This window comes from Pseudomonas rustica, from assembly GCF_049959085.1.
Classification (GTDB): domain Bacteria; phylum Pseudomonadota; class Gammaproteobacteria; order Pseudomonadales; family Pseudomonadaceae; genus Aquipseudomonas; species Aquipseudomonas rustica.
Map to the genome: position 1 here is coordinate 5,567,885 of NZ_CP188200.1, position 16,581 is coordinate 5,584,465.

Annotated in this window: 15 protein-coding genes; 8 read left to right on the forward strand and 7 right to left on the reverse strand. The window is 59.6% G+C overall.

Features of this window, described 5'->3' with window-relative positions; genetic code table 11:
* The first annotated feature begins 236 nt into the window (after nt 1-236).
* Entirely contained in the window at nt 237-2,378 is a 2,142-nt protein-coding gene (gene katE / locus ACP3TY_RS25255; protein ID WP_426620524.1) for a catalase HPII, read from the forward strand.
* Nucleotides 2,379-2,460: 82 nt separating this feature from the next.
* Here katE and ACP3TY_RS25260 read toward each other — a convergent pair whose 3' ends face one another.
* From ACP3TY_RS25260 to ACP3TY_RS25275, 4 genes are read right to left on the reverse strand one after another with little or no spacing between them, the layout of a single operon-like run.
* Nucleotides 2,461-3,174, reverse strand: coding sequence for a PA5502 family lipoprotein (locus ACP3TY_RS25260; protein ID WP_426618740.1), 714 nt, complete (start codon nt 3,172-3,174; stop codon nt 2,461-2,463).
* A 37-nt stretch (nt 3,175-3,211) separates the two neighbouring features.
* Nucleotides 3,212-4,000 (reverse strand): zinc ABC transporter permease subunit ZnuB, encoded by a 789-nt coding sequence (znuB, locus tag ACP3TY_RS25265; RefSeq protein ID WP_426618741.1) that lies wholly within the window; start codon nt 3,998-4,000, stop codon nt 3,212-3,214.
* Complete coding sequence (znuC, locus tag ACP3TY_RS25270; protein WP_053125416.1) at nt 3,993-4,778, reverse strand: zinc ABC transporter ATP-binding protein ZnuC; 786 nt, start codon at nt 4,776-4,778, stop codon at nt 3,993-3,995. Before znuC ends, znuB begins: the two co-directional genes overlap by 8 nt.
* Nucleotides 4,778-5,260 (reverse strand): Fur family transcriptional regulator, encoded by a 483-nt coding sequence (locus ACP3TY_RS25275; RefSeq protein ID WP_053125415.1) that lies wholly within the window; start codon nt 5,258-5,260, stop codon nt 4,778-4,780. The genes znuC and ACP3TY_RS25275 overlap by 1 nt, the downstream gene beginning before the upstream one ends.
* Nucleotides 5,261-5,326: 66 nt before the next feature.
* On the opposite strand from ACP3TY_RS25275, the gene ACP3TY_RS25280 reads away from it, so the two are divergent.
* Entirely contained in the window at nt 5,327-6,247 is a 921-nt protein-coding gene (locus tag ACP3TY_RS25280; RefSeq protein WP_158959395.1) for a zinc ABC transporter substrate-binding protein, read from the forward strand.
* Nucleotides 6,248-6,345: 98 nt separating this feature from the next.
* Here the strand turns inward: ACP3TY_RS25280 and ACP3TY_RS25285 are convergent, their stop codons facing one another.
* Nucleotides 6,346-7,299 (reverse strand): homoserine kinase, encoded by a 954-nt coding sequence (locus ACP3TY_RS25285; protein WP_426618742.1) that lies wholly within the window; start codon nt 7,297-7,299, stop codon nt 6,346-6,348.
* Nucleotides 7,300-7,353: 54 nt separating this feature from the next.
* Nucleotides 7,354-7,644 (reverse strand): DUF2782 domain-containing protein, encoded by a 291-nt coding sequence (locus ACP3TY_RS25290; RefSeq protein WP_159813381.1) that lies wholly within the window; start codon nt 7,642-7,644, stop codon nt 7,354-7,356.
* A 74-nt stretch (nt 7,645-7,718) separates the two neighbouring features.
* Here ACP3TY_RS25290 and polA point away from each other — a divergent pair, with 74 nt between their 5' ends.
* A complete protein-coding gene (polA, locus tag ACP3TY_RS25295) occupies nt 7,719-10,523 on the forward strand; it encodes a DNA polymerase I (protein WP_159813383.1) in 2,805 nt (934 codons plus the stop codon).
* Between the two features lie 408 nt (nt 10,524-10,931).
* On the opposite strand, the gene yihA is transcribed toward polA, so the two are convergent.
* A complete protein-coding gene (gene yihA / locus ACP3TY_RS25300) occupies nt 10,932-11,576 on the reverse strand; it encodes a ribosome biogenesis GTP-binding protein YihA/YsxC (RefSeq protein ID WP_122604724.1) in 645 nt (214 codons plus the stop codon).
* 191 nt (nt 11,577-11,767) lie between these two features.
* Between yihA and ACP3TY_RS25305 the strand changes: the two genes are divergently transcribed.
* The 5 genes from ACP3TY_RS25305 to ACP3TY_RS25325 all read left to right on the forward strand — a co-directional run bounded on the left by ACP3TY_RS25305 (nt 11,768) and on the right by ACP3TY_RS25325 (nt 16,535).
* Nucleotides 11,768-12,058 carry a c-type cytochrome gene (locus tag ACP3TY_RS25305; RefSeq protein WP_053125398.1) on the forward strand — a complete coding sequence of 97 codons (291 nt, stop codon included), beginning with the start codon at nt 11,768-11,770 and terminating at the stop codon, nt 12,056-12,058.
* Nucleotides 12,059-12,101: 43 nt separating this feature from the next.
* Nucleotides 12,102-12,713 carry a c-type cytochrome gene (locus tag ACP3TY_RS25310; RefSeq protein ID WP_426618743.1) on the forward strand — a complete coding sequence of 204 codons (612 nt, stop codon included), beginning with the start codon at nt 12,102-12,104 and terminating at the stop codon, nt 12,711-12,713.
* 266 nt (nt 12,714-12,979) lie between these two features.
* Nucleotides 12,980-13,621 (forward strand): thiol:disulfide interchange protein DsbA, encoded by a 642-nt coding sequence (gene dsbA, locus ACP3TY_RS25315; protein ID WP_159813385.1) that lies wholly within the window; start codon nt 12,980-12,982, stop codon nt 13,619-13,621.
* Between the two features lie 14 nt (nt 13,622-13,635).
* A complete protein-coding gene (locus ACP3TY_RS25320; protein WP_426618744.1) occupies nt 13,636-14,514 on the forward strand; it encodes an endonuclease/exonuclease/phosphatase family protein in 879 nt (292 codons plus the stop codon).
* Entirely contained in the window at nt 14,511-16,535 is a 2,025-nt protein-coding gene (locus tag ACP3TY_RS25325; RefSeq protein WP_426618745.1) for a diguanylate cyclase, read from the forward strand. The genes ACP3TY_RS25320 and ACP3TY_RS25325 overlap by 4 nt, the downstream gene beginning before the upstream one ends.
* Nucleotides 16,536-16,581 lie beyond the last annotated feature (46 nt).

Here is a 16,581-nt window from a genome sequence, read left to right on the forward strand (position 1 = left end):
TAGAAAAGGATCAGCGGTTAGCCGGGCGCGCATTTTAGCCTGTCCGTATAGAGGTTCTTAGCATTTATTTCGCAATTAACCTTCGATTTGGCAATAACAAGATCAAAGGTCATAAAAAAGGAACGCTCCGAGCGCCTCATCAGTCACTAAGTAAGCGACTTGAAAACCCTGGGTGCCGTGCCCGGGAACCACTCAAGAGTCCCCGGCAAACACGGGGTCAACCGAGGAGTTTACGACTGATGAGCAAGAAGCCTACGTCCGACAAAAGCCAGATGGCCGGAACCGATGCCCCGGATCGAGCCAACACCAACGCCAAACTCGACAGCCTGGAGAAATTCCGCTCCGACGCCACTGGCCAAGCCCTGCGCACCAATCAGGGCGTCAAGATTGCTGACAACCAGAACACCCTGAAGGCCGGCCCGCGCGGGCCATCGCTGCTTGAAGACTTCATCATGCGTGAAAAAATCACGCACTTTGACCATGAACGCATCCCGGAGCGCATCGTCCACGCGCGCGGCACTGGCGCGCATGGTTTCTTTCAGGCTTACGAGAACCATTCGACGCTGACCAAGGCCGGTTTCCTACAGGATCCGGGGAAAAAGACGCCGGTGTTTGTGCGCTTTTCCACCGTGCAGGGCCCGCGTGGTTCCGGCGATACCGTACGCGACGTGCGTGGCTTCGCGGTGAAGTTCTTCACCGATGAAGGCAACTTCGACCTGGTCGGCAACAACATGCCGGTCTTCTTCATTCAGGACGCGATTAAGTTTCCCGACTTCGTCCACGCAGTGAAACCCGAGCCGCACAATGAAATCCCTACCGGTGGCTCTGCCCACGACACCTTCTGGGATTTCGTCTCGCTGGTGCCGGAATCAGCACACATGGTCATCTGGGCGATGTCTGACCGGGCGATCCCGAAAAGCCTGCGCAGCATGCAAGGCTTCGGCGTGCACACCTTCCGGCTGATCAACGCCGAAGGCAAATCGCGCTTCGTCAAATTCCACTGGCGCCCTACTGCCGGCACTTGCTCGCTGGTGTGGGACGAGGCGCAGAAGCTTGCCGGTAAAGACACTGACTACCACCGTCGCGACCTCTGGGAAGCGATCGAGATGGGCGACTACCCGGAATGGGAACTTGGTGTGCAGATCATCGAGGAGGAAAACGAGCACGACTTCGATTTCGACATCCTCGACCCGACCAAGCTGATCCCCGAAGAAATCGTGCCGATCACGCCGCTGGGCAAAATGACGTTGAACCGTAACCCGGACAACTTCTTCGCCGAGACCGAGCAGGTTGCGTTCTGCCCTGGCCACATCGTGCCGGGCATCGACTTCTCCAATGACCCGCTGCTGCAAGGTCGGTTGTTTTCCTACACCGATACGCAAATCAGCCGACTCGGTGGGCCGAATTTTCATGAGCTGCCGATCAACCGCCCGGTCGCGCCATTCCACAACGGTCAGCGCGATGCGCAGCACCGTACGGTGATCGACAAGGGCCGTGCTTCCTACGAGCCGAACTCGATTGATGGCGGCTGGCCGAAAGAAACCCCGCCTGCCGCGCAGGACGGTGGTTTTGAAAGTTATCCAGAGCGTATCGACGCGAACAAGATCCGTCAGCGCAGCGAGTCGTTCAGCGATCACTTTTCCCAAGCGACGTTGTTCTTCAACAGCATGAGCGACCACGAGAAAGAGCACATCATCGCCGCTTACAGCTTCGAGCTGGGCAAGGTTGAACGCGAGTTCATCCGCGCGCGCGAGGTGAACGAGATTCTGGCCAACATCGATCTGGAACTGGCCAAGCGTGTCGCGGCCAACCTGGGTCTGCCTGCGCCTACCAAAGGCACGGTGGATGCACGCAAGGTGTCGTTCGATCACTCGCCAGCGTTGAGCCAGGCGAATCTGCTGCCAGAGAACATCAAAACCCGCAAAGTGGCGATCCTTGCTGCCAACGGTGTCGATGGTGCGGCGATTGATGCGATGAAGAAGGCATTGGCGGCGGAAGGTGCGCACGCCAAATTGCTCGGCCCGACTTCGGCGCCGGTGAAAACTGCGGACGGTAAAATGTTGCCTGTGGATGCTTCGATGGAAGGCATGCCGTCGGTGATTTTCGATGCGGTGTTTGTGCCGGGTGGTGCGGCGTCGGTCAAGGCGCTGAGCGGTGACGGCGTGGCGTTGCACTACGTGCTGGAGGCCTACAAGCATTTGAAGGCGATTGCGTTGCAGGGTGATGCCAAGCAGCTGCAGGATCTGCTGAAACTGGAAGCGGATGCCGGGTTGTTGCAAGGCAAGGATGTACCGGGGCTGACCAAGCCGTTCTTTGCTGCGATTGGGCAGCATCGGGTTTGGGATCGTGAGCCTAAGGCGAAAGCGATTCCAGCTTAAAAAGCAAAAGATCGCAGCCTTCGGCAGCTCCTACAGGGTGTACCTCAATCCCATGTAGGAGCTGCCGCAGGCTGCGATCTTTTTACGGTTTACGCGGACTCAAAACCATCTGCGCCGGCACCGTGCGCACGATCTGCTTCTCGATTTTCAGATCAAAATCCGGGTTGAGCTTCTTAACCCGCTTGGTCAGCAACGTCGACAACCAAGGATAATCATTCGTCCGTGGTGCCTGAATCGTCACCCCACACTCATAATTCACCACATCGGCGGCGATCGCATCCAGTTGGCGGCGAAGTTTGTGGCTATCGGTGATGTTCAGCGCAACCGTGGTGCTCTCGGCGGTCGGATCGATCACCTTGGCTTTCGGCTTGGCCTCAGCGGCCAGCAGCGCTGCTTCAGCCTTCTCCAGCTCAGCCTTGCGCGCTTCAGTAATCGCGCCGTTGACGCCACCGGTCAGCGCCGGCGCTTTCGGCATCAGCACGCGGGCACGGCTCAGCGCCGTAGCGGCGGCATTCACATCACCCTTCTGCAACACGATCTGGCTGCGACGCAGATACGCTTCGGCCAATTGCCGCTGGTATTGCTCAAGGGATTGATCATTGGGAGTTTCTTTCTGCAAAGCGGCCAATTGGTCTTCAGCGGTGGCCAATTCGCTGCTGGCCAGGCTTTGCTCCAGCTGTGTGATGGCCGTAGCCCGCGCATCGGGGGTTTCAACCACCGGTGGGGTACTTTGGCAGGCGCCCAGTAGCACTGAAAATGCGACAAGGAGCAGATAACGGGAGGCGAACGGCTTCATTCCTGCGACTCTCTATTTGCGCAAAAAGCGGCCAAGTCTACACCCCACGATGGGGCAGAACAAAACTCAGCAGAAACAGTGCGGCCGCCGTCACAACGATTGACGGGCCTGCCGGGGTGTCCTTGAACCATGACAAAGCAAGGCCGCCACACACCGCGACCATACCCAGCAGGCTCGCGCCGACCGCCATTTGCTCCGGCGATCGGGCGTGACGCTGTGCCGCAGCCGCCGGAATGATCAGCAGTGAAGTAATCAGCAACACACCGACGATTTTCATCGCCACCGCAATCACCACCGCAATCAACAACATCAGCGCCATGCGCAGGCCAGCGACCGGCAGGCCTTCGACCTTGGCCAATTCTTCGTGCACGGTGATCGCCAGCAATGGCCGCCACAACGTCACCAGCAACACCAGCACCGCCGCGCTGCCGCCGAGGATCCACGCCAGATCAGTCGGGCTGATCGCCAGCAGGTCGCCGAACAGATAGGCCATCAGGTCGATCCGCACTTCATGCATGAAGCTTAGTACCACCAGGCCGAGAGAGAGCGTGCTCGGTGCGAGAATTCCCAAAAGCGTGTCAGACGCCAGCGGTTGGCGCTGTTGCAAAGTCACCAAAAGCACCGCCAGCAGCAGGCAGCCTACGGTAACCGCGACCGTCGGGCTGACATCCAGCAAAAAGCCCAGCGCCACACCGAGCAGCGCGGCGTGGGACAGGGTGTCGCCGAAATAGGCCATGCGCCGCCAGACCACGAACGAACCCAGCGGACCTGCAACGATCGCCAGCGCCAGACCTGCAAGCAGGGCATACAACAGAAAATCAGCCATGCTTGCAGTTGTCTCCGTGAACGTGAGGTTGGCCAATCACCGGCCCTTTGACCACCGAACCGTGCAGGTCGTGAGCGTGATCGTGATGGTGGTGATAGACCGCCAGGCTCTGCGCGTTCTTGCCGAACAGCTCGACAAACGCCGGATCGCCGCTGACCTGCTCGGGATGCCCGGAGCAGCAGACGTGACGGTTGAGGCAGACCACCTGGTCGGTAGTGCTCATCACCAGATGCAAATCGTGGGACACCATCAGCACGCCGCAGCCATGGCGATCGCGCAGACGTGTGATCAGGCTGTACAACTCGGCTTGCCCAGCGACGTCGACGCCTTGCACCGGCTCGTCGAGCACCAGCAATTCCGGCTCGCGCAGCAATGCCCGCGCCAGCAATACGCGCTGCATTTCACCGCCGGAAACGCTTTGCACCGGGCTGTCGATGACGTGCTCGGCGCCGACTTCTTTCAACGCGGCCAGCGCACGCGGACGGTCAACGCCTGGCACCAGACGCAGAAAGCGCAGCACCGACAGCGGCAAGGTCGGATCGACGTGGAGTTTTTGCGGCATGTAGCCGACGCGCAGTTTCGGCTTGCGCCAGACGCTGCCGCTGTTCGGTTTCAACAGCCCGAGCACGGCGCGCACCAGCGTGGTCTTGCCGGCGCCGTTGGGGCCGATCAGTGTAACGATCTGCCCCGGCTCGACGCTCAGCTCGATGTTGTCCAGGACGGTCTGCCCGGCAAACGTGACGGCGACCTGTTCCAGACGGATCAGCGCATTGCTCATCAAGCCCCCTGGCAACCGGAGCACAGACCGACGACTTCGACGGTCTGCGCTTCGACGATGAAACCAACGTCTTTGGCGCTGTTGATGATCGCGTCGCTGATCACTTTTTGCTCAAGTTCGATGGCGGCGTGGCATTCGCGGCAAATCAAGAACTGGCCCTGATGCGCGTGCTCCGGATGGACGCAGCCTACGAAGGCGTTGAGCGAAGAGATGCGGTGCACCAGGCCGTTTTCCAGGAGGAAGTCCAGCGCACGGTACACGGTTGGCGGCGCGGCGCGGCGGCCATCCTGCTCGCTGAGCACGGCGAGAATGTCGTAGGCGCCCAGCGGCTTGTGGCTTTGCCACACCAATTCCAGCACCCGGCGGCGCAACGCGGTCAGGCGCAAGCCTTTCTGGGCGCACAAGGTATCGGCCTCGGACAAAGCGCTGTGCACGCAATGAGAGTGGTCGTGGGGACGGCTGGCAATCGGTGTAATAGGCATGGGCGGCGACGAGTTTTGATAGAGACGTTATTATGTTACCCGTTCTCGCCTCCTTGAGTGGTCATCGTGTCCCGACTTTTTTCTGTTTTTGTGGCTTTTGTCGCCAGTTTTCTGCTGATCGGTTCGGCTCAGGCCGAGGTCAAAGTCCTCACCAGCATCAAGCCGTTGCAGCTGATTGCAGCGGCCGTGCAGGACGGTGTGGCGATTCCCGAAGTGCTGCTGCCGCCGGGTGCCTCGCCACACAATTACGCGCTGCGGCCATCCGACGTACGGAAGGTGCAATCGGTGGATCTGCTTTACTGGATCGGCCCGGACATGGAAGGTTTCCTGCCGCGCGTGCTGAACGGTCGTACGCTGCCGAGCGTGGCGGTGCAGGATCTGCCAGGTATGAAGCTGCGCCGTTTCGCTGAAGACAGCCATTCCCACGCCGAAGACGCCGACGAGCATGATCACGATCACCGCCCAGGCACACTGGATGCGCATTTGTGGCTGTCGCCGGTGAATGCGCGAGTGATCGCCGACAAGATGGCCGCAGACCTCAGCGCTGCCGACCCGGCGAATGCCGAGCGCTATCAGAGCAATGCCAAGGCGTTTGATGAGCGTCTGGATGCATTGGATCAGCGCTTGAAGCAGCGTCTGGCCAGCGTAGAAGGCAAGCCGTACTTCGTCTTTCACGAGGCGTTTGATTACTTTGAAGAGGCTTACGGCCTGAAGCACACCGGGGTGTTCAGCGTGGCCGCCGAAGTGCAACCGGGCGCGCAGCATGTCGCAGCGATGCGCAAGCGTTTGCAGGAAGTGGGCAAGACTTGTGTGTTCAGCGAGCCACCGTTGCGTCCGCGTCTGGCCGAAACCTTGGTCGCTGGCCTGCCAGTGAAACTGGCTGAGCTGGATGCGTTGGGCGGGTACACCCCGGCGACGGCTCAGGGCTATGAGCAGGTGTTGGAAAAGTTGGGTAATGATTTGGCCGGGTGCCTGGAATCTCTGTAAACCCATAGAAAAAAGATCGTCCGAACGCGGCCCGAGCCTTCGGCAGCTCCTACAGGTGATTTCATGTAGGAGCTGCCGAAGGCTGCGATCTTTAGATCTTAAAGCGCGAAAGGCAACGGTGTGTGCACCTGCTGCCGCTGCGCCAATTTCTGCTCAAACTCTTTTGGATCGTGAATCAACACGTCCTGCCCGGCAAACTGCTCCGCCGCGATCAACCGCGACAGCCAGAACCGCACACACGCCACCCGCAGCATCGTTGGCCACAACTCAGCCTCCGCCGCCGTGAACGGCCGTAGCGCCGCATAAGCGCCAAGGAATGCGCGGGCACGCGGGCCATCGATCAAACCTTCTTCATCCGAACACCAGTCGTTCAAGGCAATCGCCACGTCGTACAACATCGGCCCTGAGCAGGCGTTGTAGAAGTCGATCAGCCCGGTCAGGTGCGTGCCTTCGAACATCGCGTTATCGCGAAACAAATCCGCATGAATGTTCGCCCGAGGCAGCGCGAGAATCTTCTCTTTACGCTCGCTGATTTCATCCAGCGCCTTTTGCAGCAAGGCCCGTGGCTCATCGCTCAGGTGTGAGAGAAATTCATTGCCCTCCTCCAGCATCCAGTCGAGGCCACGATCAGTCTTGCGCTTGATCATGCGCTCGCCCTGCGTCGCCAGGTGCAGATGCGCCTGCAATTCGCCGACCTGCACGCAATGCTGGGCATTGGCGACCTTGATGTGCTTGCCCGACAGGCGCGGTTGCAGCAGCGCCGGTTTGCCTTTCAGCTCACGTAACGCCACGCCGTCTGTGGTGCGCAGTGCGTACGGCACCGGCAGATCAGCTTCGTGGAGCACGTCGAGCAGGTCGATGAAGAACGGCATCTCCTGCACCGGGCCGCGTTCAACCAGGGTCAGGACAAATTCGCCCTGCTCCAGGCTGATAAAGAAATTGGTGTTTTCGCTGCCGGCGGCGATCCCCTGGAAATCAAGCAGACGGCCTAGCCCGTAAGGGGCGAGAAAGGTTTCCAGCTCGGGCCGAGCCAGGGGCGTGAACACAGACATGTTTTAACTGCCAGTACGGGCGCCGCCAATTGCGGCGCCGGGTGAATTAAAAACTTACTTCCATTCGAAAATCTTCCATGACGGAATCAGCATATCCGGCTGATCCGAGCGGATGAAGTTGGCATCCGTCCCGTCGGCACGCACCAGAAAGTATGGCGGAAAGCCTTTCTGGGTCACTTTGATCGCATAGAGGAAACCGTTCTGGCGGTACTCCTGAATGGTCTTGTCGCCTTCCGTGCGGATGGTAACTTCCGGCTCCCCTGTCGGTGCATCATCCGCCGCCATCGCGGCCAACGGTGAGGCAGCAATCAGACCGACCAGCAGCAAGCGATTTAACGTACGCATGATAACCTTGTCCCTTTGTCGTCAACGGTCCCGCTATTCTAGCGCCGGACCCGCCGAAAAGGTTGATCCTGCTCATGAGCCAAGCCCCCCTCGTCCTGGTGGACGGTTCGTCTTACCTGTACCGCGCCTTTCACGCGCTGCCACCACTGACCACTTCCAAAGGCCTGCCGACCGGTGCGGTCAAAGGCGTGCTGAACATGCTCAAGAGTCTGCGCAAGCAGTACCCGGACAGCCCGTTCGCCGTGGTGTTCGACGCCAAGGGTGGGACATTTCGCGATGAGATGTACGCCGAATACAAAGCCAATCGCCCAAGCATGCCCGACGACATGCGCGTGCAGATCGAGCCGTTGCACCAGAGCGTGATCGCCCTCGGTTTCCCGCTGCTGTGCGTGGAAGGCGTCGAGGCCGATGACGTGATCGGCACCCTCGCCCGCAGCAGCGCGGCGGCGGATCGTCCGGTGATCATCTCCACCGGCGACAAGGACATGGCGCAACTGGTCGATGGCCACATTACCTTGGTCAACACCATGTCCGGTAGCTCGATGGACGTGGAAGGCGTGAAGGAGAAATTCGGCGTCGCACCGGAGCAGATCATCGATTATCTGGCGCTGATGGGCGATTCGTCCGACAACATTCCGGGCGTTCCAGGCATCGGCCCGAAGACCGCTTCCGGCTTGCTGGTCGGCGTCAACGGTGGCCTCACCGAGTTGTACGCCAATCTCGACATCGTCCCGACCCTGCCGATTCGCGGCGCGAAAACCCTGCCGGCCAAGCTCGAAGAGCACAAGGAGATGGCATTCCTCTCCTATCAACTGGCGACGATCAAGATCGACGTGCCGCTGGACGTCGAACTCGACGATCTGCAAATGGGCGCAGAAGACCCGGCCAAGCTCTACGAGCTGTACTCGCTGCTGGAATTCAAAAGCTGGATCAATGATCTGGATCGCGACGCCAAACGCCTGGAATTGAGCGCGGCCAGCGAGCCTGCGCCGGCTGGCGATCTTTTCAGCGCGCCAGACATCGAAACTCCTGCTGCTCCGACCGAAGCGGCGTACGAAACCATCCTCGATCAGGCACGTTTTGATGTCTGGCTGGAAAAACTCAATAACGCCAAACTGTTCGCCTTCGACACCGAAACCACCGGCATCGACGCGCAGCAGGCGCAACTGGTCGGTCTGTCGTTCGCCGTGCAGGCCAACGAGGCCGCGTACATTCCGCTGACCCACTCCTACATCGGCGTGCCAGAGCAGCTCGATCGCGACACCGTGCTGCGTGCACTCAAGCCGATTCTGGAAGATCCGAGCAAGCTCAAGGTCGGCCAGCACGCCAAGTTCGACATGAATATTCTGGCCAACTGCGCCATCGGTGGTGATCAGAGCCAAGGCATCACCGTGCGCGGCATCGCCTTCGACACGATGCTTGAGTCCTACGTGCTCAACTCCACCGCCACCCGCCACGACATGGACAGCCTCGCGCAGAAGTATCTGGATCACACCACCGTGAGCTTCCAGGACATCGCCGGCAAAGGCGCCAAGCAGCTGACTTTCGACCAGATCGCCTTGGAACAGGCCGGGCCGTACGCCGCCGAAGACGCTGACATCACGTTGCGTTTGCACCAGACTTTGTTCGAAAAGCTCAGCGCGATCCCGAGTCTGGCCAGCGTGCTGACCGACATCGAAATCCCGTTGGTGCCGGTGCTGGCGCGCATCGAACGCCAGGGCGCGTTCGTTGACGCGGAGCTGCTCGGCATCCAGAGCATCGAGTTGGGCAACAAAATGGTCGCGCTGGAGCGCGAAGCGTTCGAGATCGCCGGTGAAGAATTCAACCTCGGCTCGCCGAAGCAGTTGGGCGTGATTCTTTACGAGAAACTCGGTCTGCCAGTGCTGAAGAAGACCGCCAAGGGTCAGCCGTCCACCGCTGAAGAAGTGTTGGCGAAACTCGCTGAAGACGATCACCGCTTGCCGAAGGTGCTGATGGAGCACCGCTCGATGAGCAAGCTGAAAAGCACTTACACCGATCGCCTGCCGGAGCAGATCAACCCGCGTACCGGGCGTATCCACACTTCGTATCATCAGGCGGTAGCGTCGACCGGTCGCTTGTCCTCCAGCGATCCCAACCTGCAGAACATTCCGGTGCGTACCGCTGAAGGCCGCCGTATCCGTCAGGCGTTCGTCGCGCCGAAAGGCTACAAACTGCTGGCAGCGGACTATTCGCAGATCGAACTGCGGATCATGGCGCACCTGTCCAAGGACGAAGGCCTGATGAACGCCTTCCGCAACAATCTCGACGTGCACACCGCCACCGCTGCCGAAGTGTTCAAGGTCGAACTGCACGAAGTCAGCTCCGATCAGCGCCGTGGCGCCAAGGCGATCAACTTCGGCCTGATTTACGGCATGGGCGCGCAGAAGCTCGGCAAGGACATCGGCGTCGACACCAAGACTGCCAAGGCTTACATCGACACTTACTTCGCCCGTTATCCGGGGGTTCGCGAGTACATGGATCGCACCCGCGCGCAGGCAGCGGATCAGGGTTATGTCGAGACGTTCTTTGGTCGTCGTCTGTATTTGCCGGAGATCAACTCGAACAAGCCGCAGGAACGCGCTGCCGCCGAGCGCACGGCGATCAACGCGCCGATGCAGGGCACGGCTGCCGATATCATCAAGAAAGCCATGGTGGCTGTTGATGAATGGCTGGCGACGTCCGGGCTGGACGCTCGCGTCATCCTGCAGGTACACGATGAATTGGTGCTGGAGGTTCGCGAGGATCTGGTCGAGCAGGTCAGCGCCGAAATCCGCGTGCACATGAGCGAAGCGGCGAAACTGGATGTACCGCTGCTGGTCGAAGTGGGTGTGGGCAACAATTGGGATGAGGCTCACTGAGCCATTTGATGCCGGTCGCCGCGACATAGCGTCGCGGCAGACCTGATAAATCCTGCTTATTTCGAAAAGCGCTTGGGGTTATTCCAAAGCTTTTTGAAAATAATCTGAACTAATCTGGAAGGTCACTACTCAGAGTTACTGAATGGCTGGTGAAGCCCTTCAATGCTCCTATGTTGTGTTAAGTGTTGGCAGATATCTGAACCCCGCCCTAGCGGTTCGGAACTTAAACCCCGGAATTTCTCCCTCCCCAATGAAATCCGGGGCTTTTTTTGCCCAAAATTTGTCTGTAGCGCGTTCATGCTGCGTTGAAAGCGCAGCTCAAATGCTCATTTAGGTCCCCTAAACTCCGCTTTTCACTGCCCTTTCGCCTTGCCTGAACACACTACAAACAAATTTCCATATCCCGACTTACTCGGCTGCCGCCTCGGCGCCTTTGTCAGCCAGTTCCATCCAGCCGGCCAGTACAGTGTAGGCCTCTTCCAGACCCATGCGTTTTGGTGCGGAGAACAGTTGGATGGTGACTTGATCGCCCCAGCCTTTGCGAATTTCCGACTGCACTTTGAGCAGGGTGTTTTTGGCTGCGCCGTAGGTCAGTTTGTCGGCCTTGGTCAGCAGGATGTGCATCGGCATGCCGGCCGCAACGGCCCAGTCGAGCATCAGCAGGTCGAAGTCGGTCATTGGATGACGGATGTCCATCATCAAAATCAAACCCTTCAAACTCTCGCGGCCACCGAGGTAAGCCTCAAGGTGACGCTGCCAGTGCATCTTCAGCGGGATCGGTACTTTTGCATAACCGTAGCCCGGCAGGTCGACCAGACGGCGATCTTCGTCTAGCTTGAAGAAGTTCAACAGCTGTGTGCGACCCGGCGTTTTCGAGGTGCGCGCCAGGCTGGCGTGAGTCAATGTGTTCAGCGCGCTGGATTTACCGGCGTTGGAACGGCCGGCAAACGCTACTTCGAAGCCTTCGTCGTCAGGGCATTGATCGACTTTGGCGGCACTGAGCATGAACGTGGACTGTTGGCACAGGCCGAGGATGGGATTCTTGAGTTGCATGGGATTTCCGATGTGGGCGGCGCCGGGATTGGGCGCGGAACGCGGTGTCGCTTCCGTTTCAGTGACGCCAGTATATAATGCCGCAGATTTTGTGTGTGCTTTGTCCCAGCGAAGGATGAAGTTCACGAGAGCGACAGACTTTGATTGCGCATTAGAACGCAGAACGCTCTCAACCCTGAAAAGGTCGTTTTATGACGAAATGGCTGCTGGCTGCCGGAGTCTTGATGCCGCTTTACAGCGCACAGGCTACACAGGATCCGGAAGCTGTGTACAACCGTGTTTGTGGTGCCTGTCATTCCGGCCAACTACCCATGGCGCCCAAAAGAGGCGATCAGGAAGCTTGGACGCCGAGGTTGGCGAAAGGTATGGAGACGCTGGTGCAACACGTGACCCAGGGTTTCAAGGCGATGCCGCCGCGTGGTTTGTGCATGGACTGCAGTGCCGAGGATTACCAAGCCATCATCCTTTGGATGAGCGAGTAAACCCGGTCCATAACTTAACCCTTAGCCGTAGTTGGATTAGCTGATGAACAAATTGATCGTGAGTCTGCTGTTGACCGTGGGAATCTCAGGCTTCGCCCATGCTGCCGGTGATGCCGCAGCGGGCCAGGCAAAAGCCGCCGTTTGCGGAGCCTGCCATGGCCCGGACGGCAACAGCATGGCGCCAAACTTTCCAAAACTGGCCGGTCAAGGTGAACGCTACCTGACCAAGCAACTGCACGACATCAAGTCGGGCAAGCGCACCGTTCTGGAAATGACCGGCTTGCTGACCAACCTGAGCGATCAGGATCTGGCCGACATCGCCGCCTACTTCGCCAGCCAGAAAGGCAGCGTCGGCGCCGCCGATCCGAAGATCGTCGCTCGCGGTGAAGCGCTGTTCCGTGGCGGCAACCTCGCCAAAGGCCTGCCAGCCTGCACCGGTTGCCACTCGCCGAATGGCGCCGGCAACGCCGCTGCCGGCTTCCCGCACCTGGGTGGCCAACACGCTCAATACATCGCCAAGCAGCTGAGCGATTTCCGCAAGGAAGAAGGCGGCCGTACCAACGACGGCGACACCATGACCATGCAGACTATCGCCAAGCGCTTGAGTGACGAAGACATCGCAGCGGTCTCCAGCTACATTCAGGGTCTGCACTAAGCGCGCCGGATCGGGCGTTGAGCGAGGCTTAAGATCAAAAGATCGCAGCCTTCGGCAGCTCCTACAGGGGGGTTGCGTGATCCAATGCTGGAGTTGATATCTCCTGCAATGTTAACGCTCGATTAATCCGTCGCAGCAAGTATAAAAAGGGTGGCTTTGGCCGCCCTTTTTTGTGGCCGCTGCCGTTACACTACAGAACTCATGCCCGCCAGGATCTGTCTGAAAACAGGTCGCGCGAGGCGACCAAAATTGTCCAGGAGTAAAGCATGCGTAATCTGATCATCAGCGCCGCTCTCGTCGCTGCCAGCCTGTTCGGCGTCACCGCCCAAGCCGCCGAAGCCCCAGCCGCCCCTTATGTGGAACTGGCCAACCCGGTACCGGTTGCAGAGCCTGGCAAGATCGAAGTGGTCGAGCTGTTCTGGTACGGCTGCCCGCACTGCTACGCCTTTGAGCCAGTGATCAACCCGTGGGTTGAAAAACTGCCGTCCGACGTTAACTTCGTGCGTATCCCGGCGATGTTCGGCGGCCCGTGGGACGCTCACGGCCAAATGTTCCTGACCCTGGAAGCGATGGGTGTCGAGCACAAGGTTCACGCGGCGGTTTTCGAAGCCATCCAGAAACAACACAAAAAGTTGACCGACAAGAACGAGATGGCTGACTTCCTCGCCACCCAAGGCGTGGACAAGGACAAGTTCCTCGCCACTTTCGACTCGTTCGCCATCAAAGGTCAGATCGTAAAAGCTCGCGAACTGGCCAAGAAGTATGAAATCACTGGCGTTCCAACCATGATCGTCAACGGCAAGTACCGCTTTGACATCGGCTCTGCCGGTGGTGCCGAACAAGCGCTGCAACTGGCTGACCAACTGGTCGCCAAAGAGCGAGCGGCAACCAAGGCTGCAGCCAACTAAGCGCCGCCCCCGCCATGCGCCGCTGGAAGTCTGAACGCATCGTTGGCCTACATGACCCGCAGGTCAACGAGCATCACCTGGAGTCCACGGGCTTGCCCGCAGACCAACGTCTGCGCCTGCTCAGTTTCAATATCCAGGTGGGCATCAGCACCGAGCGCTATCGGCATTACCTGACCCGTAGCTGGCAGCACCTGCTGCCGCACAACGGTCGCTCAGGCAATCTGCAAAAGATCGGCGACCTGCTCGGCGACTTCGATCTGGTCGCCTTGCAGGAAGCCGATGGCGGCAGCCTGCGTTCGGGCTACGTCAATCAGGTCGAACACCTGGCCCAGCTCGGCGCCTTCCCTTACTGGTATCAACAACTCAATCGCAATCTCGGCCGACTGGCCCAGCACAGCAACGGCGTGCTCAGTCGGCTGAAACCGTCGGCGATTGAAGATCACCCGCTGCCCGGCCCGAAAGGTCGTGGCGCGATTCTGCTGCGCTTCGGCGAAGGCCCGGAAGCGCTGGTGGTGGTGATGATGCACCTGGCCCTTGGCGCGCGAACCCGCTGCCTGCAACTGGCCTATATTCGTGAACTGATCGGTGGCTACAAACACCAGGTGTTGATGGGCGACATGAACACCCACGCCAGCGATCTGCTACAACATTCTCCGTTACGCGATCTCGGCCTGCTGGCCCCGCAGGTGGAAGCGACATTCCCCAGCTGGCGTCCTCAGCGTTGCCTTGATCATATTTTGCTCAGCCCGACCCTGACCCTGGAAAAGGTCGAAGTGCTGGCGCATCCCATTTCCGATCACCTGCCGGTCGCGGTAGAGATTCGTCTGCCGGGTTCGCTCACGGCTGATGCATTGCCCGCGTTGAGTCCTGACCCTCGCGGAACCCCTGAATGAGCGACGACGCCCAGCGCTGGAAAGAGAAATACCTCAAAAGCATCGAACAACAGGACAAACTCGAACGCCGCTGGGCCGCCAGGCTCGACCTGCTGCGTCGCGGGCTGGTGCGCAGCACATTGGCCGCCGAAGGCACCGACAAAGTCGTTGATCAGTGCATGAAAGAGATGCGCGACGTGGTGCGCACCGACGACATGGACGCCGGCCTCGCCGCCCTGCTACCGCGTCTGGAAAAAGCCGTGCTCGACTCCGAGCAACGCCGCGAAACCCGCATCGATCAGGTCAGCACCGCGCTGACAGCGCTGGTGACGCAACTGCAAGCCTTGCCGTTGCCTCGCGAAGTCGCGCAACCGCTGAAAAAATTCGCCAAGCAACTGGATGGCCGCGTCGGTTCAGCGCGGGAAATGCCGCTGCTGCTGAGTGAGCTCAGTGGTTTGCAGGGTAAAGCGTTGAGTCAGTTGGACGCGCCTGCCGAACCTGAGCGACCAGGATTGTTGCAGCGTCTGTTTGGCGGTCGTGACAGCGATGAAGCGCCGACACCAGAAGCGCCCGCGCCGGTTCAAGCTGCTCAACCGGTTGCTGCACCCGAACCGATTGCGCCTGCCGCAACCATTGAACCGGTAAAAGCTGCGCCTCCGATCCAGGAAGCCCCTTGCGTTGCGATCACTGAAACACCCGCTACGGCGATTCAGGCAGAACCGGACGTCTTCGCCTTCGTACCGCCAACCGTCGCCAGCGAAGCCGTCAGCGCTCCAGCAGAAGTCATCGCCGTCGAGCCGGAACCGCAGGTCATTGCCGCCCCTGCCCCCCACGTTGCCTTCAACCCCGACGAACTGATCCACCACAGCGATCCGTCCCCGCTGATCCTCGACAGCCTGCCGCTGCCCGAACCCATCGCCCAGGCACTGGCCGCGATCGACCCGGAACAACCCGAGCAAGATATTCTCTTTTCTCTGCCGGACACCCCGGAGCCGTCCTACAGCTCCGTGGCCAAACACATCGAAGACACCCTGATCGGTCTGCTCGACGACCTGACCCTGCCCGAACGCCATCGTCCGCAAGCCGAGGCGATGCGCGAGCGGCTGAAACACGGCTTGAACTGGTACGAACTGATCCCGATCCTCGACGATCTGGCGACGTTGATGCTGGCGATCACTGACAGCGGCCAGCACGAATTCGAAGCCTATCTGCAACAACTCAACGAACGCCTCGAAGCGTTTCAAAGCAATCTGCAAGCCGCCAGTGACGGCCATGCCGACAACAGCTCGGCGGCGCGGGCGATGGACACGCAAATTCGCGAGCAAGTCGATGGTTTGCAGACCAGCGTGCAGGAAGCGGCGGATCTGGATGACCTCAAGCAAGTGCTGGAGAACCATTTGGAAGGCCTGCTCGGCACCATGGATCAGCACCAGAAGCAGCGCGACGCCCGCGAGCAGGAAGTGGCGACGCGGCTCAAAGGCCTGTCCGAGCGCGTGGCGCACATGGAACAGGAAGCCCAAGGCTTCCGCGAACACCTTGAGGAACAACGCCAGAAAGCCCTGATCGACCCGCTCACCGGCCTGCCCAACCGCGCCGCGTGGAGCGAACGCCTTGAGCACGAAATCAAGCAGTGGCAGCAGCACGGCAACACCCTGAGCCTGGCGATGCTCGATCTCGATCACTTCAAGCGCATCAACGACAACTACGGCCACTTGGCCGGCGACAAGGTGCTGAAAATCATCGCCATCGTATTGCGCAAACGCCTGCGCGGTTCCGATTTCATTGCCCGTTTTGGCGGTGAAGAGTTTGTGCTGTTGCTGCCAGCCACGCCGCCAGCGCTCGGCGCGAAACTGTTGGAAACGCTGCGCGCAGCGATCGAGGCCTGCCCGTTCCACTTCAAGGGCGAACGCGTGACCATCACCATTTCCATGGGACTGGCATCGTTCAAGGCCGGAGAACACAGCGATCTGGTGCTGAAAAGAGCCGATCAGGCGCTGTACCGGGCGAAAAATGCAGGACGAAATCGGGTCGAGCTCGGCTGAGCAATTTGTTCCATTTTGTTTAAATCCGCCCGCTGACCGTCGAGAC

Bases quoted from the DNA above. Each gene is read 5' to 3' on its own strand.
- ACP3TY_RS25325 (WP_426618745.1), top strand. From the start codon at position 14,511: ATGAGCGACGACGCCCAGCGCTGGAAAGAGAAATACCTCAAAAGCATC.
- ACP3TY_RS25290 (WP_159813381.1), bottom strand. From the start codon at position 7,644: ATGCGTACGTTAAATCGCTTGCTGCTGGTCGGTCTGATTGCTGCCTCA.
- polA (WP_159813383.1), top strand. From the start codon at position 7,719: ATGAGCCAAGCCCCCCTCGTCCTGGTGGACGGTTCGTCTTACCTGTAC.
- ACP3TY_RS25275 (WP_053125415.1), bottom strand. From the start codon at position 5,260: ATGCCTATTACACCGATTGCCAGCCGTCCCCACGACCACTCTCATTGC.
- ACP3TY_RS25260 (WP_426618740.1), bottom strand. From the start codon at position 3,174: ATGAAGCCGTTCGCCTCCCGTTATCTGCTCCTTGTCGCATTTTCAGTG.
- ACP3TY_RS25305 (WP_053125398.1), top strand. From the start codon at position 11,768: ATGACGAAATGGCTGCTGGCTGCCGGAGTCTTGATGCCGCTTTACAGC.
- znuC (WP_053125416.1), bottom strand. From the start codon at position 4,778: ATGAGCAATGCGCTGATCCGTCTGGAACAGGTCGCCGTCACGTTTGCC.
- znuB (WP_426618741.1), bottom strand. From the start codon at position 4,000: ATGGCTGATTTTCTGTTGTATGCCCTGCTTGCAGGTCTGGCGCTGGCG.
- yihA (WP_122604724.1), bottom strand. From the start codon at position 11,576: ATGCAACTCAAGAATCCCATCCTCGGCCTGTGCCAACAGTCCACGTTC.
- ACP3TY_RS25310 (WP_426618743.1), top strand. From the start codon at position 12,102: ATGAACAAATTGATCGTGAGTCTGCTGTTGACCGTGGGAATCTCAGGC.
- dsbA (WP_159813385.1), top strand. From the start codon at position 12,980: ATGCGTAATCTGATCATCAGCGCCGCTCTCGTCGCTGCCAGCCTGTTC.
- ACP3TY_RS25285 (WP_426618742.1), bottom strand. From the start codon at position 7,299: ATGTCTGTGTTCACGCCCCTGGCTCGGCCCGAGCTGGAAACCTTTCTC.
- ACP3TY_RS25320 (WP_426618744.1), top strand. From the start codon at position 13,636: ATGCGCCGCTGGAAGTCTGAACGCATCGTTGGCCTACATGACCCGCAG.